The organism is Streptomyces sp. NPDC002787 (assembly GCF_053592095.1).
In genome coordinates, this window is the sequence record NZ_JBSFVC010000002.1 from 369,122 (window position 1) to 391,976 (window position 22,855).

25 protein-coding genes and 1 riboswitch are annotated in these 22,855 nt (G+C 71.4%); of the genes, 15 read left to right on the forward strand and 10 right to left on the reverse strand.

Annotated elements, in window-relative coordinates:
• Positions 1-18: 18 nt before the first annotated feature.
• From ACWD26_RS03740 to ACWD26_RS03750, 3 genes are all read left to right on the forward strand, one after another.
• Positions 19-558, forward strand: a complete 540-nt coding sequence (locus ACWD26_RS03740) for a DUF5304 domain-containing protein (protein ID WP_451265844.1) — start codon at positions 19-21, stop codon at positions 556-558.
• A 95-nt stretch (positions 559-653) separates the two neighbouring features.
• A complete protein-coding gene (locus ACWD26_RS03745; RefSeq protein ID WP_451265846.1) occupies positions 654-1,607 on the forward strand; it encodes an ROK family glucokinase in 954 nt (317 codons plus the stop codon).
• 159 nt (positions 1,608-1,766) lie between these two features.
• Complete coding sequence (locus ACWD26_RS03750) at positions 1,767-2,522, forward strand: endonuclease/exonuclease/phosphatase family protein (protein ID WP_451265848.1); 756 nt, start codon at positions 1,767-1,769, stop codon at positions 2,520-2,522.
• A gap of 63 nt (positions 2,523-2,585) precedes the next feature.
• On the opposite strand, the gene ACWD26_RS03755 is transcribed toward ACWD26_RS03750, so the two are convergent.
• Complete coding sequence (locus ACWD26_RS03755) at positions 2,586-3,311, reverse strand: hypothetical protein (protein ID WP_451265849.1); 726 nt, start codon at positions 3,309-3,311, stop codon at positions 2,586-2,588.
• Positions 3,304-4,197: an alpha/beta hydrolase gene (locus tag ACWD26_RS03760; RefSeq protein WP_451265851.1), complete on the reverse strand. Its 894-nt coding sequence runs from the start codon at positions 4,195-4,197 to the stop codon at positions 3,304-3,306. The genes ACWD26_RS03755 and ACWD26_RS03760 overlap by 8 nt, the downstream gene beginning before the upstream one ends.
• Before the next feature lie 243 nt (positions 4,198-4,440).
• On the opposite strand from ACWD26_RS03760, the gene ACWD26_RS03765 reads away from it, so the two are divergent.
• The 4 genes from ACWD26_RS03765 (at position 4,441) to ACWD26_RS03780 (ending at position 8,480) form a co-directional block, all read left to right on the forward strand.
• The gene (locus ACWD26_RS03765; protein ID WP_451265853.1) at positions 4,441-5,241 is read left to right on the forward strand and encodes a lysophospholipid acyltransferase family protein; all 801 of its coding nucleotides are present in this window, start codon (positions 4,441-4,443) and stop codon (positions 5,239-5,241) included.
• 62 nt (positions 5,242-5,303) lie between these two features.
• The gene (gene macS / locus ACWD26_RS03770) at positions 5,304-6,557 is read left to right on the forward strand and encodes a MacS family sensor histidine kinase (RefSeq protein ID WP_451265855.1); all 1,254 of its coding nucleotides are present in this window, start codon (positions 5,304-5,306) and stop codon (positions 6,555-6,557) included.
• 80 nt (positions 6,558-6,637) lie between these two features.
• On the forward strand, positions 6,638-7,285 hold the full coding sequence (locus tag ACWD26_RS03775; RefSeq protein WP_451266000.1) for a response regulator: 648 nt from the start codon (positions 6,638-6,640) through the stop codon (positions 7,283-7,285).
• A 166-nt stretch (positions 7,286-7,451) separates the two neighbouring features.
• The gene (locus ACWD26_RS03780; RefSeq protein ID WP_451265857.1) at positions 7,452-8,480 is read left to right on the forward strand and encodes a 6-phosphofructokinase; all 1,029 of its coding nucleotides are present in this window, start codon (positions 7,452-7,454) and stop codon (positions 8,478-8,480) included.
• A 220-nt stretch (positions 8,481-8,700) separates the two neighbouring features.
• On the opposite strand, the gene ACWD26_RS03785 is transcribed toward ACWD26_RS03780, so the two are convergent.
• Together ACWD26_RS03785 and ACWD26_RS03790 are read right to left on the reverse strand one after the other, a co-directional pair.
• Positions 8,701-10,560: an anthranilate synthase family protein gene (locus ACWD26_RS03785; protein ID WP_451265859.1), complete on the reverse strand. Its 1,860-nt coding sequence runs from the start codon at positions 10,558-10,560 to the stop codon at positions 8,701-8,703.
• A gap of 125 nt (positions 10,561-10,685) precedes the next feature.
• Positions 10,686-10,742, reverse strand: coding sequence for a trp operon leader peptide (locus ACWD26_RS03790; protein WP_076973970.1), 57 nt, complete (start codon positions 10,740-10,742; stop codon positions 10,686-10,688).
• A 194-nt stretch (positions 10,743-10,936) separates the two neighbouring features.
• Between ACWD26_RS03790 and ACWD26_RS03795 the strand changes: the two genes are divergently transcribed.
• Both ACWD26_RS03795 and ACWD26_RS03800 read left to right on the forward strand, forming a co-directional pair.
• Entirely contained in the window at positions 10,937-12,286 is a 1,350-nt protein-coding gene (locus ACWD26_RS03795; protein ID WP_451265861.1) for a class II 3-deoxy-7-phosphoheptulonate synthase, read from the forward strand.
• Between the two features lie 154 nt (positions 12,287-12,440).
• Positions 12,441-12,665 carry a (2Fe-2S)-binding protein gene (locus ACWD26_RS03800; RefSeq protein WP_451265863.1) on the forward strand — a complete coding sequence of 75 codons (225 nt, stop codon included), beginning with the start codon at positions 12,441-12,443 and terminating at the stop codon, positions 12,663-12,665.
• A gap of 1 nt (position 12,666) precedes the next feature.
• Here ACWD26_RS03800 and bfr read toward each other — a convergent pair whose 3' ends face one another.
• Positions 12,667-13,146, reverse strand: coding sequence for a bacterioferritin (gene bfr / locus ACWD26_RS03805; protein ID WP_391006891.1), 480 nt, complete (start codon positions 13,144-13,146; stop codon positions 12,667-12,669).
• 174 nt (positions 13,147-13,320) lie between these two features.
• Between bfr and ACWD26_RS03810 the strand changes: the two genes are divergently transcribed.
• Together ACWD26_RS03810 and ACWD26_RS03815 are read left to right on the forward strand one after the other, a co-directional pair.
• Positions 13,321-13,968 (forward strand): sulfite oxidase-like oxidoreductase, encoded by a 648-nt coding sequence (locus tag ACWD26_RS03810; RefSeq protein ID WP_451265865.1) that lies wholly within the window; start codon positions 13,321-13,323, stop codon positions 13,966-13,968.
• 53 nt (positions 13,969-14,021) lie between these two features.
• Positions 14,022-14,297: a hypothetical protein gene (locus ACWD26_RS03815; RefSeq protein WP_451265867.1), complete on the forward strand. Its 276-nt coding sequence runs from the start codon at positions 14,022-14,024 to the stop codon at positions 14,295-14,297.
• A gap of 11 nt (positions 14,298-14,308) precedes the next feature.
• On the opposite strand, the gene ACWD26_RS03820 is transcribed toward ACWD26_RS03815, so the two are convergent.
• The 5 genes from ACWD26_RS03820 to thiO form a co-directional block, all read right to left on the reverse strand.
• Positions 14,309-15,220 carry a deoxyribonuclease IV gene (locus tag ACWD26_RS03820; protein WP_451265869.1) on the reverse strand — a complete coding sequence of 304 codons (912 nt, stop codon included), beginning with the start codon at positions 15,218-15,220 and terminating at the stop codon, positions 14,309-14,311.
• Positions 15,221-15,288: 68 nt separating this feature from the next.
• Complete coding sequence (gene pknB, locus ACWD26_RS03825) at positions 15,289-17,208, reverse strand: Stk1 family PASTA domain-containing Ser/Thr kinase (protein WP_451265871.1); 1,920 nt, start codon at positions 17,206-17,208, stop codon at positions 15,289-15,291.
• A 264-nt stretch (positions 17,209-17,472) separates the two neighbouring features.
• A complete protein-coding gene (locus ACWD26_RS03830) occupies positions 17,473-18,267 on the reverse strand; it encodes a thiazole synthase (protein ID WP_451265873.1) in 795 nt (264 codons plus the stop codon).
• Positions 18,268-18,271: 4 nt separating this feature from the next.
• Positions 18,272-18,472 carry a sulfur carrier protein ThiS gene (gene thiS / locus ACWD26_RS03835; RefSeq protein WP_451266002.1) on the reverse strand — a complete coding sequence of 67 codons (201 nt, stop codon included), beginning with the start codon at positions 18,470-18,472 and terminating at the stop codon, positions 18,272-18,274.
• Positions 18,473-18,486: 14 nt separating this feature from the next.
• Positions 18,487-19,662 (reverse strand): glycine oxidase ThiO, encoded by a 1,176-nt coding sequence (gene thiO, locus ACWD26_RS03840; RefSeq protein WP_451265875.1) that lies wholly within the window; start codon positions 19,660-19,662, stop codon positions 18,487-18,489.
• Positions 19,660-19,771, reverse strand: a riboswitch (TPP riboswitch). (Overlaps the previous gene by 3 nt.)
• Before the next feature lie 52 nt (positions 19,772-19,823).
• On the opposite strand from thiO, the gene ACWD26_RS03845 reads away from it, so the two are divergent.
• From ACWD26_RS03845 to thiE, 4 genes are all read left to right on the forward strand, one after another.
• Positions 19,824-20,204 carry a hypothetical protein gene (locus ACWD26_RS03845; RefSeq protein WP_451265877.1) on the forward strand — a complete coding sequence of 127 codons (381 nt, stop codon included), beginning with the start codon at positions 19,824-19,826 and terminating at the stop codon, positions 20,202-20,204.
• A 32-nt stretch (positions 20,205-20,236) separates the two neighbouring features.
• Positions 20,237-21,463, forward strand: coding sequence for an NAD(P)/FAD-dependent oxidoreductase (locus tag ACWD26_RS03850; protein ID WP_451265879.1), 1,227 nt, complete (start codon positions 20,237-20,239; stop codon positions 21,461-21,463).
• A gap of 150 nt (positions 21,464-21,613) precedes the next feature.
• Complete coding sequence (locus ACWD26_RS03855; protein WP_149822629.1) at positions 21,614-21,979, forward strand: helix-turn-helix domain-containing protein; 366 nt, start codon at positions 21,614-21,616, stop codon at positions 21,977-21,979.
• A gap of 189 nt (positions 21,980-22,168) precedes the next feature.
• Complete coding sequence (gene thiE, locus ACWD26_RS03860) at positions 22,169-22,813, forward strand: thiamine phosphate synthase (protein ID WP_451265882.1); 645 nt, start codon at positions 22,169-22,171, stop codon at positions 22,811-22,813.
• Positions 22,814-22,855: the final 42 nt, after the last annotated feature.

Genomic DNA, 22,855 nt, shown 5'->3' on the forward strand with positions numbered 1-22,855 from the left:
CGTAGGCAGGAGCCCGCCATGAGCGAAGAGCGCCCCACGTCCGACCCCGCACGGGAGGACGCGGCCGAGGAGGCGCGGACGGCCGACGAGGTGCGCACGAGTGATCGGGCGCGCGCGACCGACCGGGCGCGTGCGACCGACTCCGACGCCTGGGCCACGGCGTGCGAGGAGGACCTCGCCGCGGAGAAGGCCCGCCGCCGGGCGAAGTACGGGCCGCCGCCGGGCTCGGCCGCCGAGGAACTGCGCAAGCTCGTCGACACGGTCGCGGACAAGCTGTCCGGGCTGCAGTCGCCGTTGCTCGGCGCGGTCGCCGGCGGCGCGGCCCAGCAGATGGTCAACCAGGTCGTCCGGCAGGCCAAGGCCGCCGTCGAACCCGTCATCGAACGCAACCCTGACGTCTTCGACCATCTGGCCGCGGCCGGAGGCGAACTGCTCGCCGCGTACCGCTCCGCCGTCGAGGCCCAGGAACGCCGCTGGACGAACCGGGACACCACCGACCGGGAACGGCGCGGCCAGGGCGACGATCCGGGCCCCGGAGAGCGCATCGACCTGGACTGACGCCGGGCCCGTCCGCCCGGCGGACGACAGGACTCCCAGGGCAGGGCCTCGGGTACGGTTGGCCGTAGCGGGGCTCGACCGAAACTGAGGGATTCATGGGACTCACCATCGGCGTCGACATCGGCGGTACCAAGATCGCGGCCGGTGTGGTCGACGAGGAAGGCAACATCCTCTCGACCCACAAGGTGCCGACCCCGGGCACGCCCGAGGGGATCGTGGACGCCATCGCCGCCGCAGTCGAGGGCGCGCGAGCCGGACACGAGATCGTCGGTGTCGGCATCGGCGCGGCCGGTTACGTCAACCGCCAGCGGTCGACGGTCTACTTCGCCCCCAACATCGACTGGCGCAACGAACCGCTCAAGGAGAAGGTCGAGGCCCGCGTGGGCCTGCCGGTGGTCGTGGAGAACGACGCCAACGCCGCCGCCTGGGGCGAGTACAGGTTCGGCGCCGGCAAGGGCCACCGCAACGTCATCTGCATCACCCTCGGCACCGGCCTCGGCGGCGGCATCATCATCGGCAACAAGCTGCGCCGCGGACACTACGGCGTGGCAGCCGAGTTCGGTCACATCCGCATGGTCCCGGACGGGCTGCTGTGCGGCTGCGGCTCACAGGGCTGCTGGGAGCAGTACGCGTCCGGGCGGGCCCTGGTCAGGTACGCCAAGCAGCGCGCCAACGCCACCCCGGAGAACGCCGAACTCCTCCTCGGCCTCGGTGACGGCACCCCCGACGGCATCGAGGGCAAGCACATCTCCATGGCCGCCCGCCAGGGCGACCCCGTCGCCGTCGACTCCTACCGCGAACTCGCCCGCTGGGCCGGCGCCGGCCTCGCCGACCTCGCCTCCCTCTTCGACCCGTCGGCGTTCATCGTGGGCGGCGGCCTGTCGGACGAGGGCGAACTGGTCCTCGACCCCATCCGCAAGTCCTACAAGCGCTGGCTCGTGGGCGGCAACTGGCGCCCGGTGGCTGAGGTCATCGCCGCCCAACTGGGCAACGAGGCGGGCCTGGTGGGCGCGGCGGACCTGGCGAGAGAACCCGACCCGATCATGTAGACACCGGTCGGCGGCAACCCCGCGCCTTTCACGGGCGCGGGGCTGTGTCGATATGCGGCTCCGCCGCGTGGGCGCGACCAGCCCCCATCAGTCAGCCGAACGAACGACCCGTGGTTTCCCGGCGCTCCCGGCGGAGCGTTGCCGCGTATCTTGATCCGCATGGCGACCACCACGCTGCCCAACTCCCGTACCGACCCCGACGGTTCGGCAACCATCCGCGTCCTCAGCTACAACATCCGCTCCATGCGGGACGACACGGACGCCCTCGCCCGAGTGATCACCGCCTGCGCCCCCGACCTGGTCCTCATCCAGGAAGCCCCCCGCTTCTTCCGCTGGCAGAAGAAACTCGCGAGGCTCGCCGCCGCCTCCGGCCTGGTCACCCTCTCCGGCGGCGCCACCGCCTCCGGCCCCGCCCTGCTCTGCAACCTCCGCGCCACGGTCGAGCACACCGAGGACGTCCTCCTGCCCCTCACCCCCGGACTGCACAGGCGCGGCTTCGCCACGGCGGTGGTCCGTTTCGGCCGCGCCCGCCTCGGCGTCCTGTCCTGCCACCTCTCCCTGCAGAAGGACGAGCGGTACGAGCAGGGCGGCATGCTCCTCGACCGCCTGGCCGGCCTGGGCGTGACGCACGCGGTCGCCGGCGGCGACCTCAACGAACGCCCGGACGGCCGTACGTTCCGCCGCCTGGCCGGCGAACTCCAGGACTGCTGGACCACCTCCCCCTGGGGCGGCGAGTACACCTCCACCCCCGCCGACCCCCACCAGCGCATCGACGCGATCCTGGCCACCCCCGGCATCGAGGTCCTCGGCTGCGGCGTCCCCCTCGACCACCCCGGCATCACCGAGGGCGACCTGCGGGCGGCCACGGACCACCTGCCGGTCCTGGCCGCCCTCAGGGTGCCCGCCGAGTCCTGACAAGGGCGGGGGCCCACCCGGAACGCTCCCCGGGCGGGCCCTCGTACGGCTGTGGTGGTTCGGTCAGACGACCGCGCCCCGGCCGGGATCGTCGTCGTCCTCCTCGTCACCCTTCATGCGCATCACCAGCGTGGCGAAGCCGCCGAGGAAGCCGCCGATGCCGAGGGTGGTGAGCCACCAGGTCATCTCCCAGCCGAGCAGCACGGCGAGCAGCAGCAGGACGGGACCGCCGACCACCCCCAGCCAGGCGAACTTGGCGGTGGCGTCGGCCTCCGGCAGCGGGGGCGGCTCGGGCGGCACGAAGTGGCCCTCGTCGTCCTCGTCCTCGGAGTCCTTGTCGCCCTTGTCCGCCTTGTCGAGGTCCTCGCCGACCGGGTCGGGCACGCTGTAGTCGCGCGGACCCGCGCCGACGCCCGGGGCGAACGCGACCGAGCTGCCCAGCGGCTTCGGGGCCGCGGGCCCGGCCGTGTCGGGGGCCTTGTCCGCGGAGTCCTCCGGCTCGGCCTCCAGCAGGGCCAGGTCCTCCACCGACCTGAACGGCTTGGCGCCCGGCGGGTCCGGCGGCTCCTCGCCGAACCCGGCGACGATCGCCCGCCACGCGGCGTCCTCGTCGAACGGCACGTGCTGACCCTCGCCCACATGCGGCTCCTCGCCCGGCGACTCGCCGGACGAGGAGCTCACGGAGCCGCCTGCGGAGCCGCCCGGGGAGTCGCCCCGCGAGTCGCCGTGGCGCTCGCCGAGGGGCGCTCCCGTCTCCTCCGGCTCACGCTCGGAGTCGTGCTCAGCCACCAGTGGCCGTCCCTTCCCTCTGCCCCAAGGATCCCGGACCGATCTGCTCCACGGACCCCGAATCAGACTGCTGTACGGATTCCGCCTCGGACTCCTTCACACGTGCCGCACCGGACTCCGTCACACGCTCGGTCCCGGACTCCGCGACGAGCCGGGTGACGAACGCGTGGCTCTCCTCGAAAATGCGGTCCGCGTCGTGGTCCAACGTCGCGACATGATGGCTCTGTTCCAGCAGGATCTCCGTGACGTCCGTCGACGACACCCGGCCGAGGACGCGCTCGGAGTCGACGGGCGGCACCACATGGTCCCGCGCGCTGTGCAACAGCAGCAACGGCTGGGTGACCTGGGGCAGTTCACCGTCGACGAGGCGGAGGAAAGTGCGCAGCGAGTGCGCCGCGTGCAGCGGCACATGGCTGTACCCCACCTCCTCGACGCCCTCCTTCGCGATGTCGCTGGTGATGCCCTTCGTGGTGGGCACGAAGTGACGGAGCACGGGCAGGGCGTGCGCGGCCGGGCCGTGCACCTTGTTGGCCGGGTTGACGACCATCACGCCGTCGACCGCGTCCCCGTGCTTCGCGGCCAGGCGCAGCGCCAGCGCGCCGCCCATCGACAGCCCCGCCACGAAGACGTGCGCACAGCGCTCGCGCAGGGACCGCAGCTCGCGGTCCACCTCCGCGTACCAGTCCTGCCAGCCGGTCGGGCGGAGGTCCTCCCAGCGGGTGCCGTGTCCCGGCAGCAGGGGCAGCGCGACTGTCAGTCCCCGCGCGGCGAGGTACTCCGCCCAGGGGCGCAAGGACTGCGGGGACCCGGTGAAACCGTGGCAGAGGAGGACTCCGACCTCCCCTCCCTCGTGGTGGTACGGCTCTGCGCCAGGAAGGACCGGCACGGTTCGGTCTCCTGTTCATGAGAAGGGTGTGAATGAGTCCGGATGTGGTTCACCGTACGCGACCGCACTGACACCGACCAGGGGCTTCGCGCGGTGGAGGGCCGGTGAAGGAGCCGGTGGGGGAGCGGGCGGGGGCCATCGGGGTACTCGACTCCGGCCGGGCCTGTCGGACCCTTCCTCAGGCGTCCGGGTTAAGGTCTGATCCACAGAACACAGAGAGGCACTCGGTTGTTGTACGGCGCGATGAAGGTCGCTATCGGGGGACCGCTCAAGGTCACCTTCAGGCCCTGGGTGGAGGGCCTGGAGAACATTCCGGCCGAGGGCGCCGCGATCCTCGCGAGCAACCACCTCTCCTTCTCGGACTCGTTCTTCCTGCCCGCTGTCCTCGACCGCAAGGTCACGTTCATCGCGAAGGCCGAGTACTTCACCACCCCGGGAATCAAGGGCAAGCTGACGGCCGCCTTCTTCAAGGGTGTCGGTCAGCTCCCGGTGGACCGCTCCGGCGCGCGGGGCGCGGGCGAGGCCGCGATCAAGAGCGGCATAGAGGTCATCGAGAGCGGTGAACTGTTCGGTATCTACCCCGAGGGCACCCGCTCGCCCGACGGGCGGCTCTACCGCGGTAAACCGGGCGGCCTGGCCCGCGTGGCCCTCGCCACCGGCGCGCCCGTCATCCCCGTCGCCATGATCGACACGGAGAAGATCCAGCCCCCGGGCAAGGTCCTGCCGAAGGTCATGCGCCCCGGCATCCGGATCGGCAAGCCCCTCGACTTCAGCCGCTACCAGGGCATGGAGCACGACCGCTTCGTCCTGCGCGCGCTGACCGACGAGGTCATGTACGAGATCATGAAGCTCTCCGGCCAGGAGTACGTCGACATGTACGCGACCGCCGCCAAGCGGCAGATCGCGGACGCGGCCAAGGCGGAGAAGGGGGCCGAGAAGGCCGCCAAGGCCGCCCTCGCCAAGGCCGAGAAGGAGCAGGCGGCCAGGGAACTGAGGGAACAGGGTGAGAAGACCCGGGCGGACAAGGACCGCCCGGCTTCGTAACGGCCGCGTTCCCGGGTACGGTCGCGTTCCCGGACGGGACGTCGTGGGTGGGGTGGGGGAACATGCCGAGGCTTGAGCGAGTCATGACGATGTCGGTCGAGCAGCCGCTGTGGCGTGCGCTCACCGGCTACCGGGTCCTGACGATGATCTACGCGATCGGCCTCTTCGTCAGCGCGTACGACAAGTTCGAGCGCCCCTGGCTGGCCATGGCCTACTACGCCGTCCTGGCCGGCTGGACACTGCTGACCCTGCCCAAGGTCGCGGGCGCGGTCCACTGCACCAAGCGGTTCCTCGCGGCGGACCTCACCATCGCGATCGTCGGCATCCTGCTCACCCGGCTCGCCGACTCGGCCGCGCGGGTGGAGGCCGGGGGCCCGACGCTGCCGTCGATATGGACCGCGGGCGCCGTGCTGGCCTTCGCCATCAAGGGCGGCTGGCGCTGGGCCGCCTTCGCCTCCACGCTCGTCGCCGTCGCCAACCTGATCCACCGCGGCGCCCCCACCCGCGACACCATCCACAACGTGCTGCTGGTCTGGGTCGCCTCCATCGCCATCGGATACGTCGTCGAGGTGGCCCGCGCCTCCGAGCGCACCCTCGCCCGCGCCCTGGAGATCGAGGCCGCCACCCGCGAGCGGGAGCGCCTCGCCCGCGACATCCACGACAGCGTCCTGCAGGTCCTCGCCATGGTCCAGCGGCGTGGCACCGCCCTCGGCGGCGAGGCCGCCGAGCTGGGCCGGATGGCGGGCGAGCAGGAGGTCGCCCTGCGCACCCTGGTCTCCGGCGGCCTGGTCCCCGTCTCCCGGATCTCCGAGGACGCGGCCCAGGGAGCGCTCGTACGGGCGGTCGATGAACCGGACGACCCGGCGGTGGACGACAGCGCGACGGGCCCGGTGGACCTGCGCTCCCTCCTCGCCCCGTACGCCGGCGCGAAGGTCACCTTCTCCGAGCCCGGCGCCCCGGTGCCGCTCGCCCCGGGGGCCGCGCGGGAGCTGGCCGCCGCCGTCGGCGCCGCCCTGGACAATGTGCGCGCGCACGCGGGAGACGGGGCCCGGGCCTGGATCCTGGTCGAGGACTGGCCGGAGGAGATCATCGTGACCGTACGGGACGACGGCCCCGGCATTCCCGAGGGACGGCTCGCCCAGGCCGAGGGCGAGGGCCGGCTCGGGGTGGCCCTCTCCATCCGGGGGCGCCTGCGCGACATCGGCGGCACGGCCGAACTGATCTCGGTCCCGGGACAGGGCACGGAAGTCGAACTGAAGGTACCCAAGGCCGCGGAAGGGCCTAAGGGCGTACGGGGGAAGGCGGAGAAGCAGTGACGGAGAGCGTGGAGAGCGTGGGGAACGGCCGGCCGGTGGACGGACGGGCACAGCCCGGCGGGGGCGGCCCGATCAAGGTGATGGTGGTCGACGACCACCCCATGTGGCGCGACGCCGTCGCCCGCGACCTGACCGAGTCCGGCTTCGACGTGGTCGCCACGGCGGGCGACGGGGAGCAGGCGGTACGCCGCGCCCGGGCGGCCGCGCCCGATGTGCTCGTCCTGGACCTGAACCTGCCCGCCAAGCCGGGCGTGCAGGTCTGCAAGGAACTCGTCGGCGCCAACCCGGCGTTGCGGGTGCTGGTCCTGTCGGCGAGCGGGGAGCACGCGGACGTCCTGGAGGCGGTGAAGTCCGGCGCGACGGGCTACCTGCTGAAGTCGGCCTCGACCGAGGAACTGATCGACGCCGTACGCCGCACCGCGGTCGGCGACCCCGTCTTCACCCCCGGGCTCGCGGGCCTGGTCCTCGGTGAGTACCGCCGCCTCGCCTCCGAGCCCGCCCCGGCGCCGGGCGCCGACGAGCCGAAGGCCCCGCAGCTGACCGACCGCGAGACCGAGGTGCTGCGTCTCGTCGCCAAGGGCCTGAGCTACAAGCAGATCGCCGAGCGCCTCGTCATCTCGCACCGCACGGTTCAGAACCACGTCCAGAACACCCTCGGCAAGCTGCAGCTCCACAACCGGGTGGAGCTGGTCCGCTATGCCATAGAGCGCGGTCTCGACGACGAGTAAATGCCGTACATCACCCCATAGAGTGAAGGTGAGTTGATCGACTCCGATCAACTCACCCTCAATCAGCCGCAATTCGCCGGAATTGACCTGCCGTTCATGCCGAAGTGACCTGGATCACCATTAGCGTGACCCTCACACCAGGCAACCGCGGCGAAGGGACTTTTCCATGCGCGTCGGAGTACTGACCGGAGGCGGCGACTGCCCCGGGCTCAACGCCGTCATCCGGGGCGTCGTCCGCAAGGGCGTGCAGGAGTACGGCTACGACTTCGTCGGCTTCCGGGACGGCTGGCGGGGACCGCTGGAGAACGACACCGTCCGCCTCGACATCCCCGCCGTGCGCGGCATCCTGCCCCGTGGCGGCACCATCCTCGGCTCCTCGCGCACCAACCCCCTCAAGCAGGAGAACGGCATCCGCCGTATCAAGGACAACCTCGCCAAGCAGGAGGTCGAGGCGCTCATCACCATCGGCGGCGAGGACACGCTCGGCGTGGCCGCGCGCCTCTCGGACGAGTACGGCGTCCCTTGCGTGGGCGTTCCGAAGACGATCGACAACGACCTCTCGGCCACGGACTACACCTTCGGGTTCGACACGGCGGTGGGCATCGCCACGGAAGCGATCGACCGCCTGCACACCACCGCCGAGTCCCATATGCGCGTCCTCGTCGTGGAGGTGATGGGCCGTCACGCGGGCTGGATCGCGATCCACTCCGGCCTGGCCGGCGGCGCCAACGTCATCCTCATCCCCGAGCAGCGCTTCGACGTCGACAAGGTGTGCGCCTGGGTGACGTCCCGCTTCAAGGCGTCGTACGCGCCGATCGTGGTCGTGGCGGAGGGGGCCATGCCGAAGGACGGCGAGATGGTCCTGAAGGACGGGTCGCTGGACTCCTTCGGCCACGTCCGGCTCTCGGGCGTCGGCGAATGGCTGGCCAAGGAGATCGAGAAGCGCACGGGCAAGGAGGCCCGTACGACGGTCCTCGGCCACGTCCAGCGAGGCGGTACCCCCTCCGCGTTCGACCGCTGGCTCGCCACGCGCTTCGGGCTCCACGCGATCGACGCCGTCCACGACCGTGACTTCGGCAAGATGGTCGCGCTGCGGGGCACCGACATCGTCCGCGTCCCGATCGCCGACGCGACGGCCAGGCTGAAGACGGTGGATCCGAAGCTGTACGAGGAGGTCGGCGTCTTCTTCGGCTGAGGGCGCCTGACAGCTCGGGGGTGCGGGTGCGTCGGCGGGTGCGGGTGGGTGGGGCTTCTCGCGCAGTTCCCCGCGCCCCTGAAAAGCAGGGGCTGCGCCCCGTGCTTTTCGGCCCGCAGCCCCGTCGCCTTCCAGGCCCGCAGGGCCTGTGCTTCTAGGGGCGCGGGGAACTGCGCGACCAGCCCCCACCCACCCGCACCCGATCCACGACCCCGCGGCTCTAGATCGCCCGCAGCGACTGAACCCCCGTCACCAACTCCCGCACCACACTCACCCCGTCCAGCGTCAGCACCGACTCCGGATGGAACTGCACCCCCGCGAACCCGGGCCCACGCAGCGCATGCACCTCCCCACCTCCACTACGGCTGACCTCCACCCCGTGCGCCGCCAGCGCCACGGCCGTCTCGTCGTCGCAGTGGGCCACGAAGCTGTTGTAGAACCCGACGGTCTCAGGACGCCCGAACAGATCGATCGCGGTCTGCGCCCCCTGGTACGGCACTTCCTTCCGCACGATCGCCAGCCCCAACTCCGCCGCGATCAGCTCATGTCCGAGACACACCCCGAGCACCCCGTGCCGGTTCTCCCGGAGGGCCGACGCGGTCAGCGCCCGCAGGAACCGCATCCTGGGGTCGTCCACATCCCCCGGATCCCCGGGCCCGGGCCCCAGCACCACCACCCCCTCGTGCGCGAGCACCGCCTCCCGCAGCCCCGGCTCGTCGTACCGCCGCACCGTCACCTCCAGCCCGACCGACCGCAGCAGATGCGCGAGCATCGCGGTGAACGTGTCCTCCGCGTCCACGACGAGCGCGTGCCCCGCGAACTCCTCCGTCCGCTCCCGCATCCGCAGCCAGAACGGCGCCAACGACCCCCGCCGCGCGTCCAGCGCCGCCCGCACCCGGGGATCCTCGGCCAGCCCCGCCCGCACCCGCTCCCGAGCCGGCCGCCCCGGCCGTACCCCCAGCGCCGCCAGCACCCCCGCCGCCTTCGCGTGCGTCTCCGCGACCTCGCCCGCCGGGTCCGACCCCCGCACGAGCGTGGCCCCCACCGGCACCTTCAGCCGCCCGTCCACCGAGATGTCGGCGGTGCGGATCAGGATCGGCGAGTCCAGGGTCTGCGCACCCCCCGTGTCCCGCCCCACCAGTGCCAGCGCCCCGGCGTAGTACCCACGCCCACCCACCTCGTGCCGCTCGATCACCCGGCACGCGTTCTGCACCGGCGACCCGGTGACCGTCGCGGCGAACATCGTCTCCTTCAGCACGTCCCGCACATCCAGCGACGACCGCCCGCGCAGCTCGTACTCGGTGTGCGCGAGGTGTGCCATCTCCTTCAGCCGGGGGCCGATCACGACGCCGCCCATGTCGCCGACCGTGCACATCATCTTGAGCTCCTCGTCGACGACCATCGAGAGCTCCTCGATCTCCTTGCCATCGGCGAGGAAGGCCAGCAGGTCCTCCGGCGTCGGCCCGCCGGCCGGGTAGCGGTACGTCCCGCTGATCGGGTTCATCACCACCGTCCCGCCGGACATCCGGACGTGCACCTCCGGGCTGGCGCCCACGAGGGTCCGCTCACCGGTGTGCACCACGAACGTCCAGTACGCGCCCCGCTCGCCCTCCAGCAGCCGCCGGAACAGCGCGAGCGCGTCCGCGCGGCCGAACCCCGGGACAGAGCCCTCGTACGTCCGCCGGATCACGAAGTTCGCGCCCTCGCCCCGCCCGATCTCCTCGCGCAGCACCCGGCCGACGATCTCCGCGTACTCCTCGTCGTCCACGTCGAAGCCACCGCCCTCGACGCGGACGTCGTGCGCGGGCAGCTCCGCGAGAGCCCGGTCCAGCGGCAGCTCGTAGGACTCCTCCGGTGTCAGTACCGACAGGGGCGTCCCGTCGTCTCGGACGTCGAAGCCGCGTTCACGGATCTGCCGGAAGGGGACGAGTGCCAGCCCCTCGTCGGGGAGGTCGGAGAGCCGCTCGCAGGTGGTCACCGGGCCGATCAGCAGCTCCACCGTGTCGTGGTCGAGGCCGGGGGTGCGGCGGCGCAGCAGGGCGAACGGGCGGTCGTCGTACGGGAGCCGGGTCAGGTCCATGGGTTCCTCTTCCCTGGGGATCACGGATCGCGGTGAGGGTGGTGATCGGGGAGGAACGGCCGGGCCCTGGAAACACCGAAGGCCGCCCCTCCGGGCGGCCTTCGCGAAGTCTTGCGTACGCGCAGTCAGTGGGCCGCCGGATGAGCGGTCCACCACCAGTTCTGGATCGAGTGCGCGAACATGCGCCGCACCCTACCGGACAAGTTCCGAGAACTCACGTGATCGACACCCCGCGGTCTGCCTGTGATCACATCCGCATCCGCACTGAGGCGGCCCCCACGACAGGCGCCGATGGACCCGCTCCGATCGAGCGGGGTTCGTCTCACTTGATGAGCAAGGGGGTGGACGCCCGACACGACCCCGTAATGTGGACGTCGTGACCGTGAACGCTAAGTCCAGCGCGAGCGCTGGCAACACCTGGCGAGACCTGCCCGCGGCGCAGCAGCCCGAGTACCCCGACACCGAGGCTCTGCGCGCAGTCGTTGCGGAGCTCGAGTCGTATCCGCCGCTCGTCTTCGCGGGCGAGTGCGACCAGCTGCGCGCCCGGATGGCGTCCGTCGCCAAGGGAGAGGCGTTCCTCCTCCAGGGCGGCGACTGCGCCGAGGCCTTCGACGCCGTGTCGGCCGACCACATCCGCAACAAGCTGAAGACGCTGCTCCAGATGGGCGCGGTCCTCACGTACGCGGCCTCCGTGCCGGTCGTGAAGGTCGGCCGTATCGCCGGGCAGTACTCCAAGCCCCGCTCCAAGGGCACCGAGACCCGCGACGGCGTGACCCTGCCGACGTACCGCGGCGACTCGGTGAACGGCTTCGACTTCAACGAGGCCGCCCGGATCCCGGACCCCGAGCGCCTGAAGCGGATGTACAACGCCTCCGCCTCCACGCTCAACCTGGTCCGCGCCTTCACCACCGGCGGTTACGCCGACCTGCGCCAGGTGCACGCCTGGAACCAGGACTTCGTGAAGTCGTCCCCGTCCGGCCAGCGCTACGAGCAGCTCGCCCGCGAGATCGACAACGCGCTGAACTTCATGCACGCCTGCGGGGCCGACCCGGAGGAGTTCCGCACCGTCGAGTTCTTCTCCTCGCACGAGGCGCTGCTGCTCGACTACGAGTCGGCGCTGACCCGCGTGGACTCGCGCACGGGCCAGCTGTACGACGTCTCCGCGCACATGGTGTGGATCGGTGAGCGCACCCGGCAGCTGGACCACGCGCACATCGAGTTCGCCTCGCAGATCCGCAACCCGATCGGGATCAAGCTCGGCCCGACGACCACGGCCGAGGAGGCGCTGCAGTACATCGAGCGCCTCGACCCGGACCGTGAGCCCGGCCGCCTCACCTTCATCGTGCGGATGGGCGCGGACAAGGTCCGCGACAAGCTGCCCGAGCTGGTCGAGAAGGTCACCGCCTCCGGTGCGACCGTGGCCTGGGTGACCGACCCGATGCACGGCAACACCTTCGAGGCGGCTTCCGGCCACAAGACCCGCCGCTTCGACGACGTGCTCGACGAGGTCAAGGGCTTCTTCGAGGTCCACAAGGGTCTGGGCACCCACCCGGGCGGCATCCACGTGGAGCTCACCGGCGACGACGTCACCGAGTGCGTGGGCGGCGGCGACGAGATCTTCGTCGACGACCTGCACCAGCGCTACGAGACGGCCTGCGACCCGCGACTCAACCGCAGCCAGTCCCTGGACCTGGCGTTCCTCGTCGCGGAGCTGTACCGCGACTAGTGACGGCTGGGGCAGCGAAGTGGAGTGGGGCGCGGATCACATACGATCCGCGCCCCACTCCACTTTTGCGGTTCTTACGGGCCGGGTAAGGTTAGGTTAGCCTCACCGATCATCGGGATGGCGCTCTTATCGATCCCGGCGGGAGGTGAACCGCGTGTTCGTCTGCAGTTGCTTCGGCGTCACCGAGCAGCAGGTCAAGAAGCACGCGGCGGACGGCGCCTGCACCCCTCGCCAGATCGCCTCGGCCTGCAAGGCGGGCACGGACTGCGGCTCCTGCGTACGCCGGATCCAGGCGATCCTCGGCAGGGGCGCGTGCCCGCGCCGTGACTCGGCCGACCAGGGTGAGTCGGTCTTCAGCGAGCTCGAGGAAGCGGCGTAGCTCAGCTCTCGGGCTGCTCGATCAGCTGCGCGATGTAGAGCGCCTCGCCGAGCTTCTCCAGCAGCTCAAGCTGCGTGTCGAGGTAGTCGATGTGGTGCTCCTCGTCCGCGAGGATCGACTCGAAGATGTTCGCCGAGGTGATGTCGCCCTTGTTGCGCATCACCTCGATACCGCGCTTGAGGCGGTCGATGGCCTCCACCTCGATCTGCCGGTCGGCCTCGAACATCTCCTTGACCGTCTGGCCCACGCGGACGTGGAAGAGGCGCTGGTAGTTCGGCAGGCCCTCAAGGAAGAGGATCCGGTCGGTGAGGACCTCCGCGTGCTTCATCTCGTCGAACGACTCGTGCCGCGTGTACTTCGCGAGCTTCGTCCAGCCGAAGTTCTCCTGCATCTTCGCGTGCAGGAAGTACTGGTTGATCGCGGTCAGCTCGGCGGTCAGCTGCTCGTTGAGGAATTCGATGACCTCGGGGTCGCCCTGCATCGCAGAGGCTCCTTCCAAGCGGGGGACTGGGAGGTTGCGCCGCGATGATTGCACCGCTGTCGAAGATCGTCCAGTAAGTGCAAGCTTAGTAAGTAAGTGCAGCCTTAGTTTGAAATGTCCGAGTCGGGTGGGGGCTGGTCATGTGCACCACTCGGGGTCTGTCAGGATGGAGTCATGGGTCAGCCGGTGGAACGCGAATCAGGAGATCGCGCATCTGAGAACGCGACGTCGTCGCAGCTCCCGCCGGGACAGCGGCTCCAGCGCGGCTGGCCGGTCACACACTACGGGCCGGTCCCCAGGTTTCGCCCCGAGCGCTGGGACTTCCGGGTCTTCGGCGCCACCGCCGACGGCGAGAAGCACTGCTGGACCCACGACGAGTTCACCGCCCTGCCGTACGCCTCGATCGTGGCCGACCTGCACTGCGTGACGAAGTTCAGCATGGTCGGCGCCGAATGGGGCGGCATCCCGGCCCGTACGATCCTCGAGCACGCGCCGCCGGCGCCCCAGGTCACCCATGTGATGGTGTGGGCCGAGTACGGCTTCAGCTCCAACCTCCGCCTCGCCGACTTCGCCGACGACCGCACGATCTTCGCCACCCACAAGGACGGCGAACTCCTCACCGCCGAGCACGGCTTCCCCCTCCGCCTCGTCGTCCCCCACCTGTACGCCTGGAAGGGCCCCAAATGGGTCCGCGGCATCGAGTACATGACCGCCGACCGCCGCGGCTTCTGGGAGGAGCGCGGCTACCACAACATCGGCGACCCGTGGCAGGAACAGCGGTACTCGTACCAGGAAGAGCCGGGGGAGGGGCCCGAGCTCTGACCGGGCCGGTAGGCTCGGTGCCCGGTACGACACCGAACGGGCAGGGAGCCCTGATGGCAGTGTTCAACGTGACCTTCTCGGAGACTGCGGCGCGTGTGCGCGACAGCCTCCCGGACGACCGCCGTGAGCTGCTCCAGCGTGGCCTCGCCATACTGACCACGGACCCCCGTCACAAGATCTCGTCGCCCATCTCCGGTGACGAGAACACCCGCTCCCTCGCGCTGACTCACACCATGGCCATCGAATACGTCGTCAGCGACGGACTGCTGATCGTGCTCGTGGTGCACCTCATCGACACAACCCACGTACTGTTCGAGAACGAGGACTGACAGCGCGCGTCTCAGCCGTCCCGGAGCTTCTTCAGCCGCTCCACGTCCGCCGCATGGCCCTCCTTGCCGCCCGGTGTCTCGATGATCAGCGGGACGCCCGCCGTGGCGGGGTGGGTCATCAGGGCGCGGAACGGGTCCTCGCCGATGTGGCCGGCGCCGATGTTCTCGTGGCGGTCCTTGTGGGCGCCGACCACGTCCTTGGAGTCGTTGGCGTGGATCAGCTTCAGCCGGCCCTCGCCGACGGTGTCCACCAGCAGGTCGAGGGTCTGGTGCATACCGTTCGGACCGGTCAGGTCGTGCCCGGCCGCGAAGATGTGGCAGGTGTCCAGACAGACGCCCAGCTTGGGGTGGGCGTCCAGCGCCTCGAAGTACGGGCCGAAGTCCCAGGTGCGCGAGCACAGCGAGGCCCCCTGGCCAGCCGTCGACTCCAGCAGCAGATACGGGTCGTCGTCATGGGTCAGCTCGTCCAGCAGCGGCAGCAGATACTCCCGCACCTGCTTCAGCGCCACCGACCGGTCCCGTCCGCCGGTCGCGCTCCCCGTGTGCACGACGACCCCGAGCGCGCCGATCTCCCGCCCCCGGCGCAGCGAGTGGCGCATCGACTCCACGGATTTCTCCGCGGTCGCCTCGGTGTGAGAGCCGAAGTTGATCAGGTACGGCGCGTGCACGTACGCGGGGATCGACTCCTCGGCGCAGGCCGCGCGGAACTCCTCGTCCTGTCGGGGATTCCCGACCGGAGTCGCCCAGCCGCGCGGATTGGCCACGAAGACCTGCACCGTCTCGGCCTTCAGGTCACGGGCGTACGTCAGCCCCACGGAGTTCAGACCCCCGGCGACGGGGACATGCCCGCCGACGGGGTTGCGGGACGGGCCGGAGGGGCTGGGGGCGGGGTCGGGAAGGGCGGGGGACTGCTGAGTGCTCACCGCACCAGGGTGTCATGCGGCCCGCGGTGCCCGGCCGCCGGTTCGAGGCGACGGCCGGGCCGACCCCGTCAGCCGATCTCGATCGTGATCGTGGACCCCTTGGGCGCCGTGTCGCCGCCGTCCACCGACTGGCCCTTGACCTCGTCGCCGAAGAATCCGAGAAACCCTCGGTCCTCCTCGACCTCGAAGCCGGCGGCCTTGAGCCTCTGGGTCGCCTCGTCGACGCTGTCGCCCACGACGTCCGGGACCTCGACCATCACGGGGCCCTTGGAGACCGTCAGGGTGACGGTGTCGCCCTCGCCCACCTGCTTGCCCACGCCCGGCGACTGCTCGGCCACGAGCCCCTTGTCGAACTCGGAGTTGACCCGCTTCGAGGCGATCTCCACCTTGAGGCCCGCCTCCTCCAGCTCGGCGGTGGCGTCCTCGACCGAGGCACCGGACACCTCGGGCACCTCCACCGGCGCGCCCCTGCTCACCACGAGCCGGACGGCCGAGCCGGAGGAGACCTCGGTGCCGGAGCCGGGCTCGGTGCTGATCACCTGGCCCTTGATGACCTCGTCGCTGAAGTCCCGCGTCACGAGGCCCGGTTCGAGTCCGTCGTTCTGCAGCCGGGTCTTCGCGACGTCCAGCCGGTAGCCCTTCAGAGCGGGCACCTTCACGGTCTGCGGACCCCTGGAGATCGTCACCGTCACGGTGTCGTTGTCCCGGATCCGCTCCCCGGGCGCCGGATCGGTGCTGATCACCTTGCCGCGCTTGACGGTGTCACTGAACGCCTGCTTGACGTCGACGCCCAGCCCGGCGCCTTCGAGACGCTTCGTGGCGTCCGCCTGGCTCTGCTGCAGCACGGCCGGGACCTGCGTGAACTGGCCCGAGTTGATGTACCAGACGCCCCCGCCCACGCCGAGGACCAGCAGCACGGCGACGACGACCGCCACCAGTCCGCGCCGGGGCGCGGGGGCGTTGCGGGTGCGCCGGGGCGGCGGCGGAGGTGACTCGAACCGGCTCGTCCGGTTCAGCTGGTCGTCAGGGCCGACGGGGGCCGACCGCGACACGGACAGCGAGCGCGGGATCACGCTCGTCCGGTCCTCCGCGGTGGCGTGGCCGCCGGCTATCGCCTGCGGCGGTACCGCGTCCAGCTGCTCGGCGCTCAGCCCGGCCCGCGCCTCCAGCGTCTGCGCGAGCAGCGCGACGGCGTCGTACGGCCGCAGCTCCGGATTACGGGCCGTCGCCGAGGCGACCAGCGCGTCCAGCTCGTACGACAGCCCCGGCACCGCCGCCGACGGCGGCGGCACGTCGTCGTGCAGCGCGTGGTAGAGCACCTGCGCCGGGGAGTCCCCGGAGTGCGGCTTGCCGCCGGTGAGCATCTCGTAGAGCATCACGCCGCACGCGTACACGTCGACGCGGGTGTCGGTCGTGCCGTGCTCCAGCTGCTCCGGGGCGAGGTAGGAGACGGTGCCGAGGACGGAGCCGGTGGTGCTGGTGACGGTGTCCACGCCCCGGACCAGCCCGAAGTCGGCGACCTTGACCCGGCCGTCGTCCCCTATCAGCACGTTCTCCGGCTTCATGTCCCGGTGCACGAACCCGGCGCGGTGCGCGGCGCCGAGGGCGGCGAGCACCGGCTCCAGGATGTCCAGCGCCGCCCGGGGCTGCAGCGCCCCGCGCTCGCGCAGCACGTCACGCAGGGTGCAGCCGGCGACGTACTCCATCGCGAGGTAGACGTACGAGCCGTCGGTGCCCTGGTCGTAGACCCCCACCACGTTCGGGTGCGACAGCCGCGCCACCGACTTGGCCTCGCGGATGAACCGCTCGACGAACGTCCGGTCCGCGGCCAGCGTCGGATGCATCACCTTGAGCGCGAGCACGCGGTCGAGGCGGGTGTCCACGGTCCGGTAGACCGTGGCCATCCCGCCGACCGCGATCCGCGCCTCGACTCGATACCGGCCGTCGAGCACCTGGCCGACAAGCGGGTCCTGAAGGGTCGTGTCCACGCCGCGAGTCTACGAGCCGCCACCGACACCCGAATCACTTCCGTGCCGAACGGGACGGACTGCAGCAGACCTGTGACCAGTCGGGGAAGGCTCTGCGCCCCATAGTTCGGGGGTGCGTGTCGTTCGGCGGGTGCGGGTGGCGGGTGGTTGCTCGCGCAGTTCCCCGCGCCCCTGAACAGCAGGGGCTGCGCCCCTTGCTTTTCGGCGCGAACAGCCCTTGCGCACCCGCCGAACCACACGCGCCCCCGAGCCATGAGGTGCCGTTCAGAACGCCGGACGCTCAGGATCCAGCCACGCCATCCCCTCCCCTGGCGACGACGCCTGCGCGAAGTACCGCCGGGGAATCCGCCCCGCCCGCCACGCCAGCCGTCCCGCCTCCACCGCGTGCCGCATGCCCTCGGCCATCAGGACCGGCTCCTGGGCCCGGGTCACGGCGGAGGCGAGCATGACACCGGCGCACCCGAGCTCCATCGCGAGGGCGACGTCCGACGCCGTACCGGCCCCCGCGTCGAGGATCACCGGCACGCGCGCGTGCTCGACGATCAGCTGGAAGTTGTGCGGGTTGCGGATGCCGAGCCCCGACCCGATGGGCGACCCGAGCGGCATGATCGCGGCGCAGCCCACGTCCTCCAGCCTCCGCGCGAGGACGGGATCGTCGTTCGTGTACGGCAGCACGGTGAAACCGTCGTCGACGAGCGTCTCGGCGGCGTCGAGCAGCTCGATCGGATCGGGCAGCAGCGTGCGCTCGTCGGCGATGACCTCCAGCTTGACCAGCGAGGTGCCGAGCGCCTCGCGCGCGAGGCGGGCCGTCAGCACGGCCTCGCCCGCCGTGAAGCAGCCGGCCGTGTTGGGCAGCACCCGGATGCCCAGGCGGTCCAGCACGGACAGGACCGAGCCGTGCACGGACGCGTTCACCCGGCGCATCGCCACCGTCGTCAGCTCCGTGCCGGAGGCCACCAGTGCGCGCTCCAGGACGTCGAGGCCGGCCGCCCCGCCGGTGCCCATGATCAGGCGGGACGAGTAGGTGGTGCCGCCGAGGACGAAGGGGTCGTCTGCCATGGGATCAGCCTCCTTGGACGGCGGTGAGGACCTCGACGCGGTCCCCCTCGGCGAGGGCGGTGGTCGTCCACCGCGCGCGGGGGACGACGGTTTCGTTGAGCGCGGCGGCGACACCGGAGGCGGACGGCGTGAGCGTCCGTACGACCGTGTCGAGGGCCGTGCCGGGAGCGATCTGCCGCCGCTCCCCGTTGACGAGGATGCTCAGTGTTCCGGTGGCGCTCACGCGGGCTGCTCCATCAGTGCGTGGGCGGCGCCGGCGCGGAACCGCAGCGGAGTGAAGTCACGGGCCTCCTCGGGGAGTTCACCGGTGGTCAGGACATGTGCCATGACATCGCCGGTGACCGGCGTGAGGAGCACCCCGTTGCGGTAGTGGCCCGTCGCCAGGAGCAGGCCGTCGAGTCCGGTGGGGCCGAGGAGCGGGGCGTTGTCGGGGGAGGCGGGGCGCAGGCCCGCGCGGGTCTCGGTGAGCGGGAGTTCGGTGATGCCGGGGACGAGTTCATGGGCGTCGCGGAGCAGCTCGTAGACGCCGCCCGCGGTGACCGTCGTGTCCCAGCCCAGCTCCTCGCTGGTCGCACCGACGACGAGTTCGCCGTTCTCGCGCGGCACCAGGTAGACGTGGCTGCCGCGGACCACCGCCCGTACGGTCCGGCTCAGGAAGGGCGCGTAGGGCTTCGGCACGGTCAGCCGCAGCACCTGCCCCTTCACCGGCCGTACCGGCGGCAGCACCTCGGCCGGGACCCCCGCGAGCCGTGCGCTGAGGCTGCCCGCGGCGAGGACGACCTGCCCGGCGGCGAGCCGGTCGCCGTCGCCGGTCCGGACCCCGGCCGCCCGCTCCCGGACCACCGACAGCTCCTCCGCCCAGGCCCGGTGGAACACCACCCCCGCGCGCTCGCAGGCCGCGACGAGGGCCCTGGAGAGCCGCCTCGGGTCGATCTGATGGTCCCCGTCGACGCGCAGTCCGCCGCGAACGCCCGGTGCCAGCATCGGTTCCAGACGGCGGCAGTCGCGGCCGCTCAGCCACTCCGACTCCAGGCCCGACCGGCGCTGCAGGGCGTGCAGTTCGCGCAGGTGGGCGCGGTCGTCGGCGTCGAGCGCGACGGCGAGCGTGCCGGAGCGGCGGTAGCCGAGGTCGAGACCGGTCGCCTCCGTCAGCTCCGCCGCGAAGTCCGGGTAGCGGCGCGCGGACTCCACGTTGAGCCCCAGCAGCGTCTGCTCTCCGTAGTGCAGTTCGGTGACGGCGGCGAGCATCCCGGCCGCCACCCGCGCGGCCCCGCCGCCCGGTTCGGGATCGACCACGGCCGTGGCGAGCCCGCGCCGCGCGGCCCGCCACGCCGTGACGAGCCCGATGATTCCGCCCCCCACGACGAGGACGTCTGACGTGTGCGTACGCGACATGGGCGTCCAGCCCCTCCCTTCGCCGGCATGACCCGGATCAGGTTCGTACGGTCGGAGGCCGCCAGCCTCCCTCTCAGCCCGGTGCGTCCGGGCTCCCGCGAGTGCTCTACGGTGGCCCACCTTAGCCCTCGCCGTTCGTCCCAGTAAGGGAGCCTCCGCTGATGGCCCGCTCGCTCGACGGTCTCGTCCTCGTCCCCGTCGCGGACCAGTCCCCAGGTCAGGTGGGAACCCGCACCCGGTTCACGTACCACGAGAGGGACGGCGTGATCTGGGCCGAGTACGCGGGCGGCGACGTCGTACGCGGCCATCTCGTGGGCACGCGCGCGGGGGACCGGCTGGACTTCCGGTATGTGCAGCTGAGGACCGACGGGACCACCGCGTCCGGGCACTGCGCGTCCCTGGTGGTCGAGCTGCCCGACGGGCGTGTCCGCCTGGAGGAGACCTGGGAGTGGGAGTCGCGGCCCGGCAGCGGGACGAGCGTGGTGGAGCAGGCCGACGAGGCCGGCGCGGGTGTGCAGGAGTTCACGTGGCACGACCACTGACTGACCATTCGTCAGTTGTCTATGGTGATCAGGTGAGCGAGCAGACGCAGGCACCGGGACGGACCGCGCGACGGGTCGTCGTCGTGGGCGCGGGCATGGCCGGGGTGCAGACCGCGGTCGCCCTGCGCGAACAGGGCTTCACCGGCGACGTGACGCTGATCGGCGCCGAGCCGCACCAGCCGTACGACCGGCCGCCGCTGTCCAAGGCCGTCCTGCTCGGCAAGGCCGAGGGCTCTGCCTTCGACGTCGACTTCGAGGCGCTCGGCATCGAACTCCAGCTGGGCCGCGAGGTGTCGGGCCTGCGCCCCGCCGACCACGAACTCGACACGCCCACCGGCCCCGTCCCGTACGACCTCCTCGTCCTGGCGACCGGCGCGGAACCGATCCGGCTGCCGGGCGCTGAGGGCGTGCCCGGGGTACATCTGCTGCGCACCCTGGACGACGCCGAGCGGCTGCGGCCCGTGCTGGCCCGGCAGCACGACATCGTGGTCGTGGGCGCGGGCTGGATCGGCGCCGAGTTCGCCACGGCCGCCCGGGAGGCGGGCTGCGCGGTGACGGTCGTCGAGGCGGCCGACCGGCCCCTCGTGGGGGCGCTCCCGGCGGAGGTGGCCGCGCCGATGGCCGCCTGGTACGCCGACAGCGGTGCCACCCTGCGCACCCACGCGCGCGTGGAGCGCGTCGAGCCCGGGACGGTGGTCCTGGACGACGGCACGCGGATCTCGGCCGGGGCCGTCGTGGTCGGCATCGGCGCGCGCCCGGCGACTGCGTGGCTGACGGACTCGGGCGTCGAGCTGGGCGCCCACGGCGAAGTCGTGGCCGACGACCACCTGCGCACCTCCGCGCCGGACGTCTACGCGGTCGGCGACTGCGCCTCCTTCCCCTCGGGAAGGTACGGCCGGCGCCTCCTGGTCCACCACTGGGACAACGCCCTCCAGGGCCCCCGCACGGTCGCCGCGAACATCCTCGGCGAGACCCCCGAGCCCTACGATCCCGTCCCCTACTTCTGGTCCGAGCAGTTCGGCCGTTTCGTCCAGTACGCCGGCGACCACGCCTCGGCCGACACCACCGTCTGGCGCGGCGACCCGACCGGCGCCGCCTGGTCCGTCTGCTGGCTCCGCGACAGCCGCCTAGTCGCCCTCCTGGCCGTCGGGCGCCCCCGCGACCTGGCCCAGGGCCGCCGCCTGATCGAGGCCGGCACCCCGATGAACGCGGCCTGGCTGGAAGACCCCTCGCGACCACTGAAGGCGGCGACGGCCTAGCCCGACGCGGCCCGGCCTGCGCTCCTGCTCGTCGCTCGGCCTTTCCCCGCTCGTCGCTCGGCCTTCTCCGAGCGGCCGTGACACTCTGTCGGCCCCCGTCGGAGGTGGCTCGGCTACCCAGTGTCAGTCGCAGATGGCAGTCTTGGTGACGTGACCGAGATTGACGCAAAGATCGATGCTCTCGTCCCCGCGTGGCTGACCCTTCCCGACATCGCAGAGATGCTCGACGTCGAGGTGACGCGCGTACGGCAGCTGGTGAAGGAAGGCCAGCTCATCGCCGTACGCCGTGGTGAGAACCGCGCGCTGCACGTCCCCGCCGCCTTCATCGACGGGGACAAGGTGGTCAAGGGCCTGTCCGGCACCCTGACCCTGCTGAGGGACGACGGCTTCACCGACGAAGAGATGCTGGAGTGGCTCTTCACTCCGGACCCCAGCCTGCCCGGCACCCCGGCCCAGGCCCTGAGCGAGAATCGCGGCACGGAGGTGAAGCGCCGTGCCCAGGCGCTCGCCGTCTGATCCGAGACAGCCGAACACCTGAGCACCATTTGAGCACCACCTGAAGCACCCGAAGCACCTGGAACAGTCGCCCGTGCGGTGTACGGACTGCCCCCCGATCGGGCAGCGGTCCGTGCACCGCACCGCACCGACACGTCACCGACACACAGCGAAACGCACCGAAACGCACCGACAACGGGGGACCCACGCATGTCCGACGCCGCCTCCCGGCTCGCCGACGCCCGGCTCTACCTCTGCACGGACGCCCGCACCCGCCAGGGCGACCTCCCGGAGTTCCTGGACGCGGTCCTGAGCGGTGGCGTGGACATCGTGCAGCTGCGCGACAAGGGCATGGAGGCCGCCGAGGAGCTGGAACACCTCGAGGTCTTCGCGGACGCCTGCCGCCGACACGGGAAGCTGCTCGCCGTCAACGACCGCGCGGACGTCGCCCACGCCATCGGCTCGGACGTCCTGCACCTCGGCCAGGGGGATCTCCCGGTCCCCGCCGCCCGCGCGATCCTCGGCGACGGCGTCCTCATGGGCCGCTCCACCCACGCCGAGCAGGAGGCCGCGGCAGCCGCCGTCCAGGAGGGCGTCGACTACTTCTGCACGGGCCCCTGCTGGCCCACCCCCACCAAGCCCGGCCGCCACGCCCCCGGCCTGGACCTCGTGCGGTACACCGCCGCCCTCGGCACCGACCGCCCCTGGTTCGCCATCGGCGGCATCGACCTCGGCAACCTCGACGAGGTCGTCGAGGCGGGCGCCCGCCGGGCCGTCGTCGTCCGGGCGATCACGGAGGCCGACGACCCCGGCGCCGCGGCGGCGGAGTTCACCAAGCGCCTGCGCGCCCTCTAGCGGGTTCACGGCTGTCCAAGGCGTGGACAACAGGACGACAAA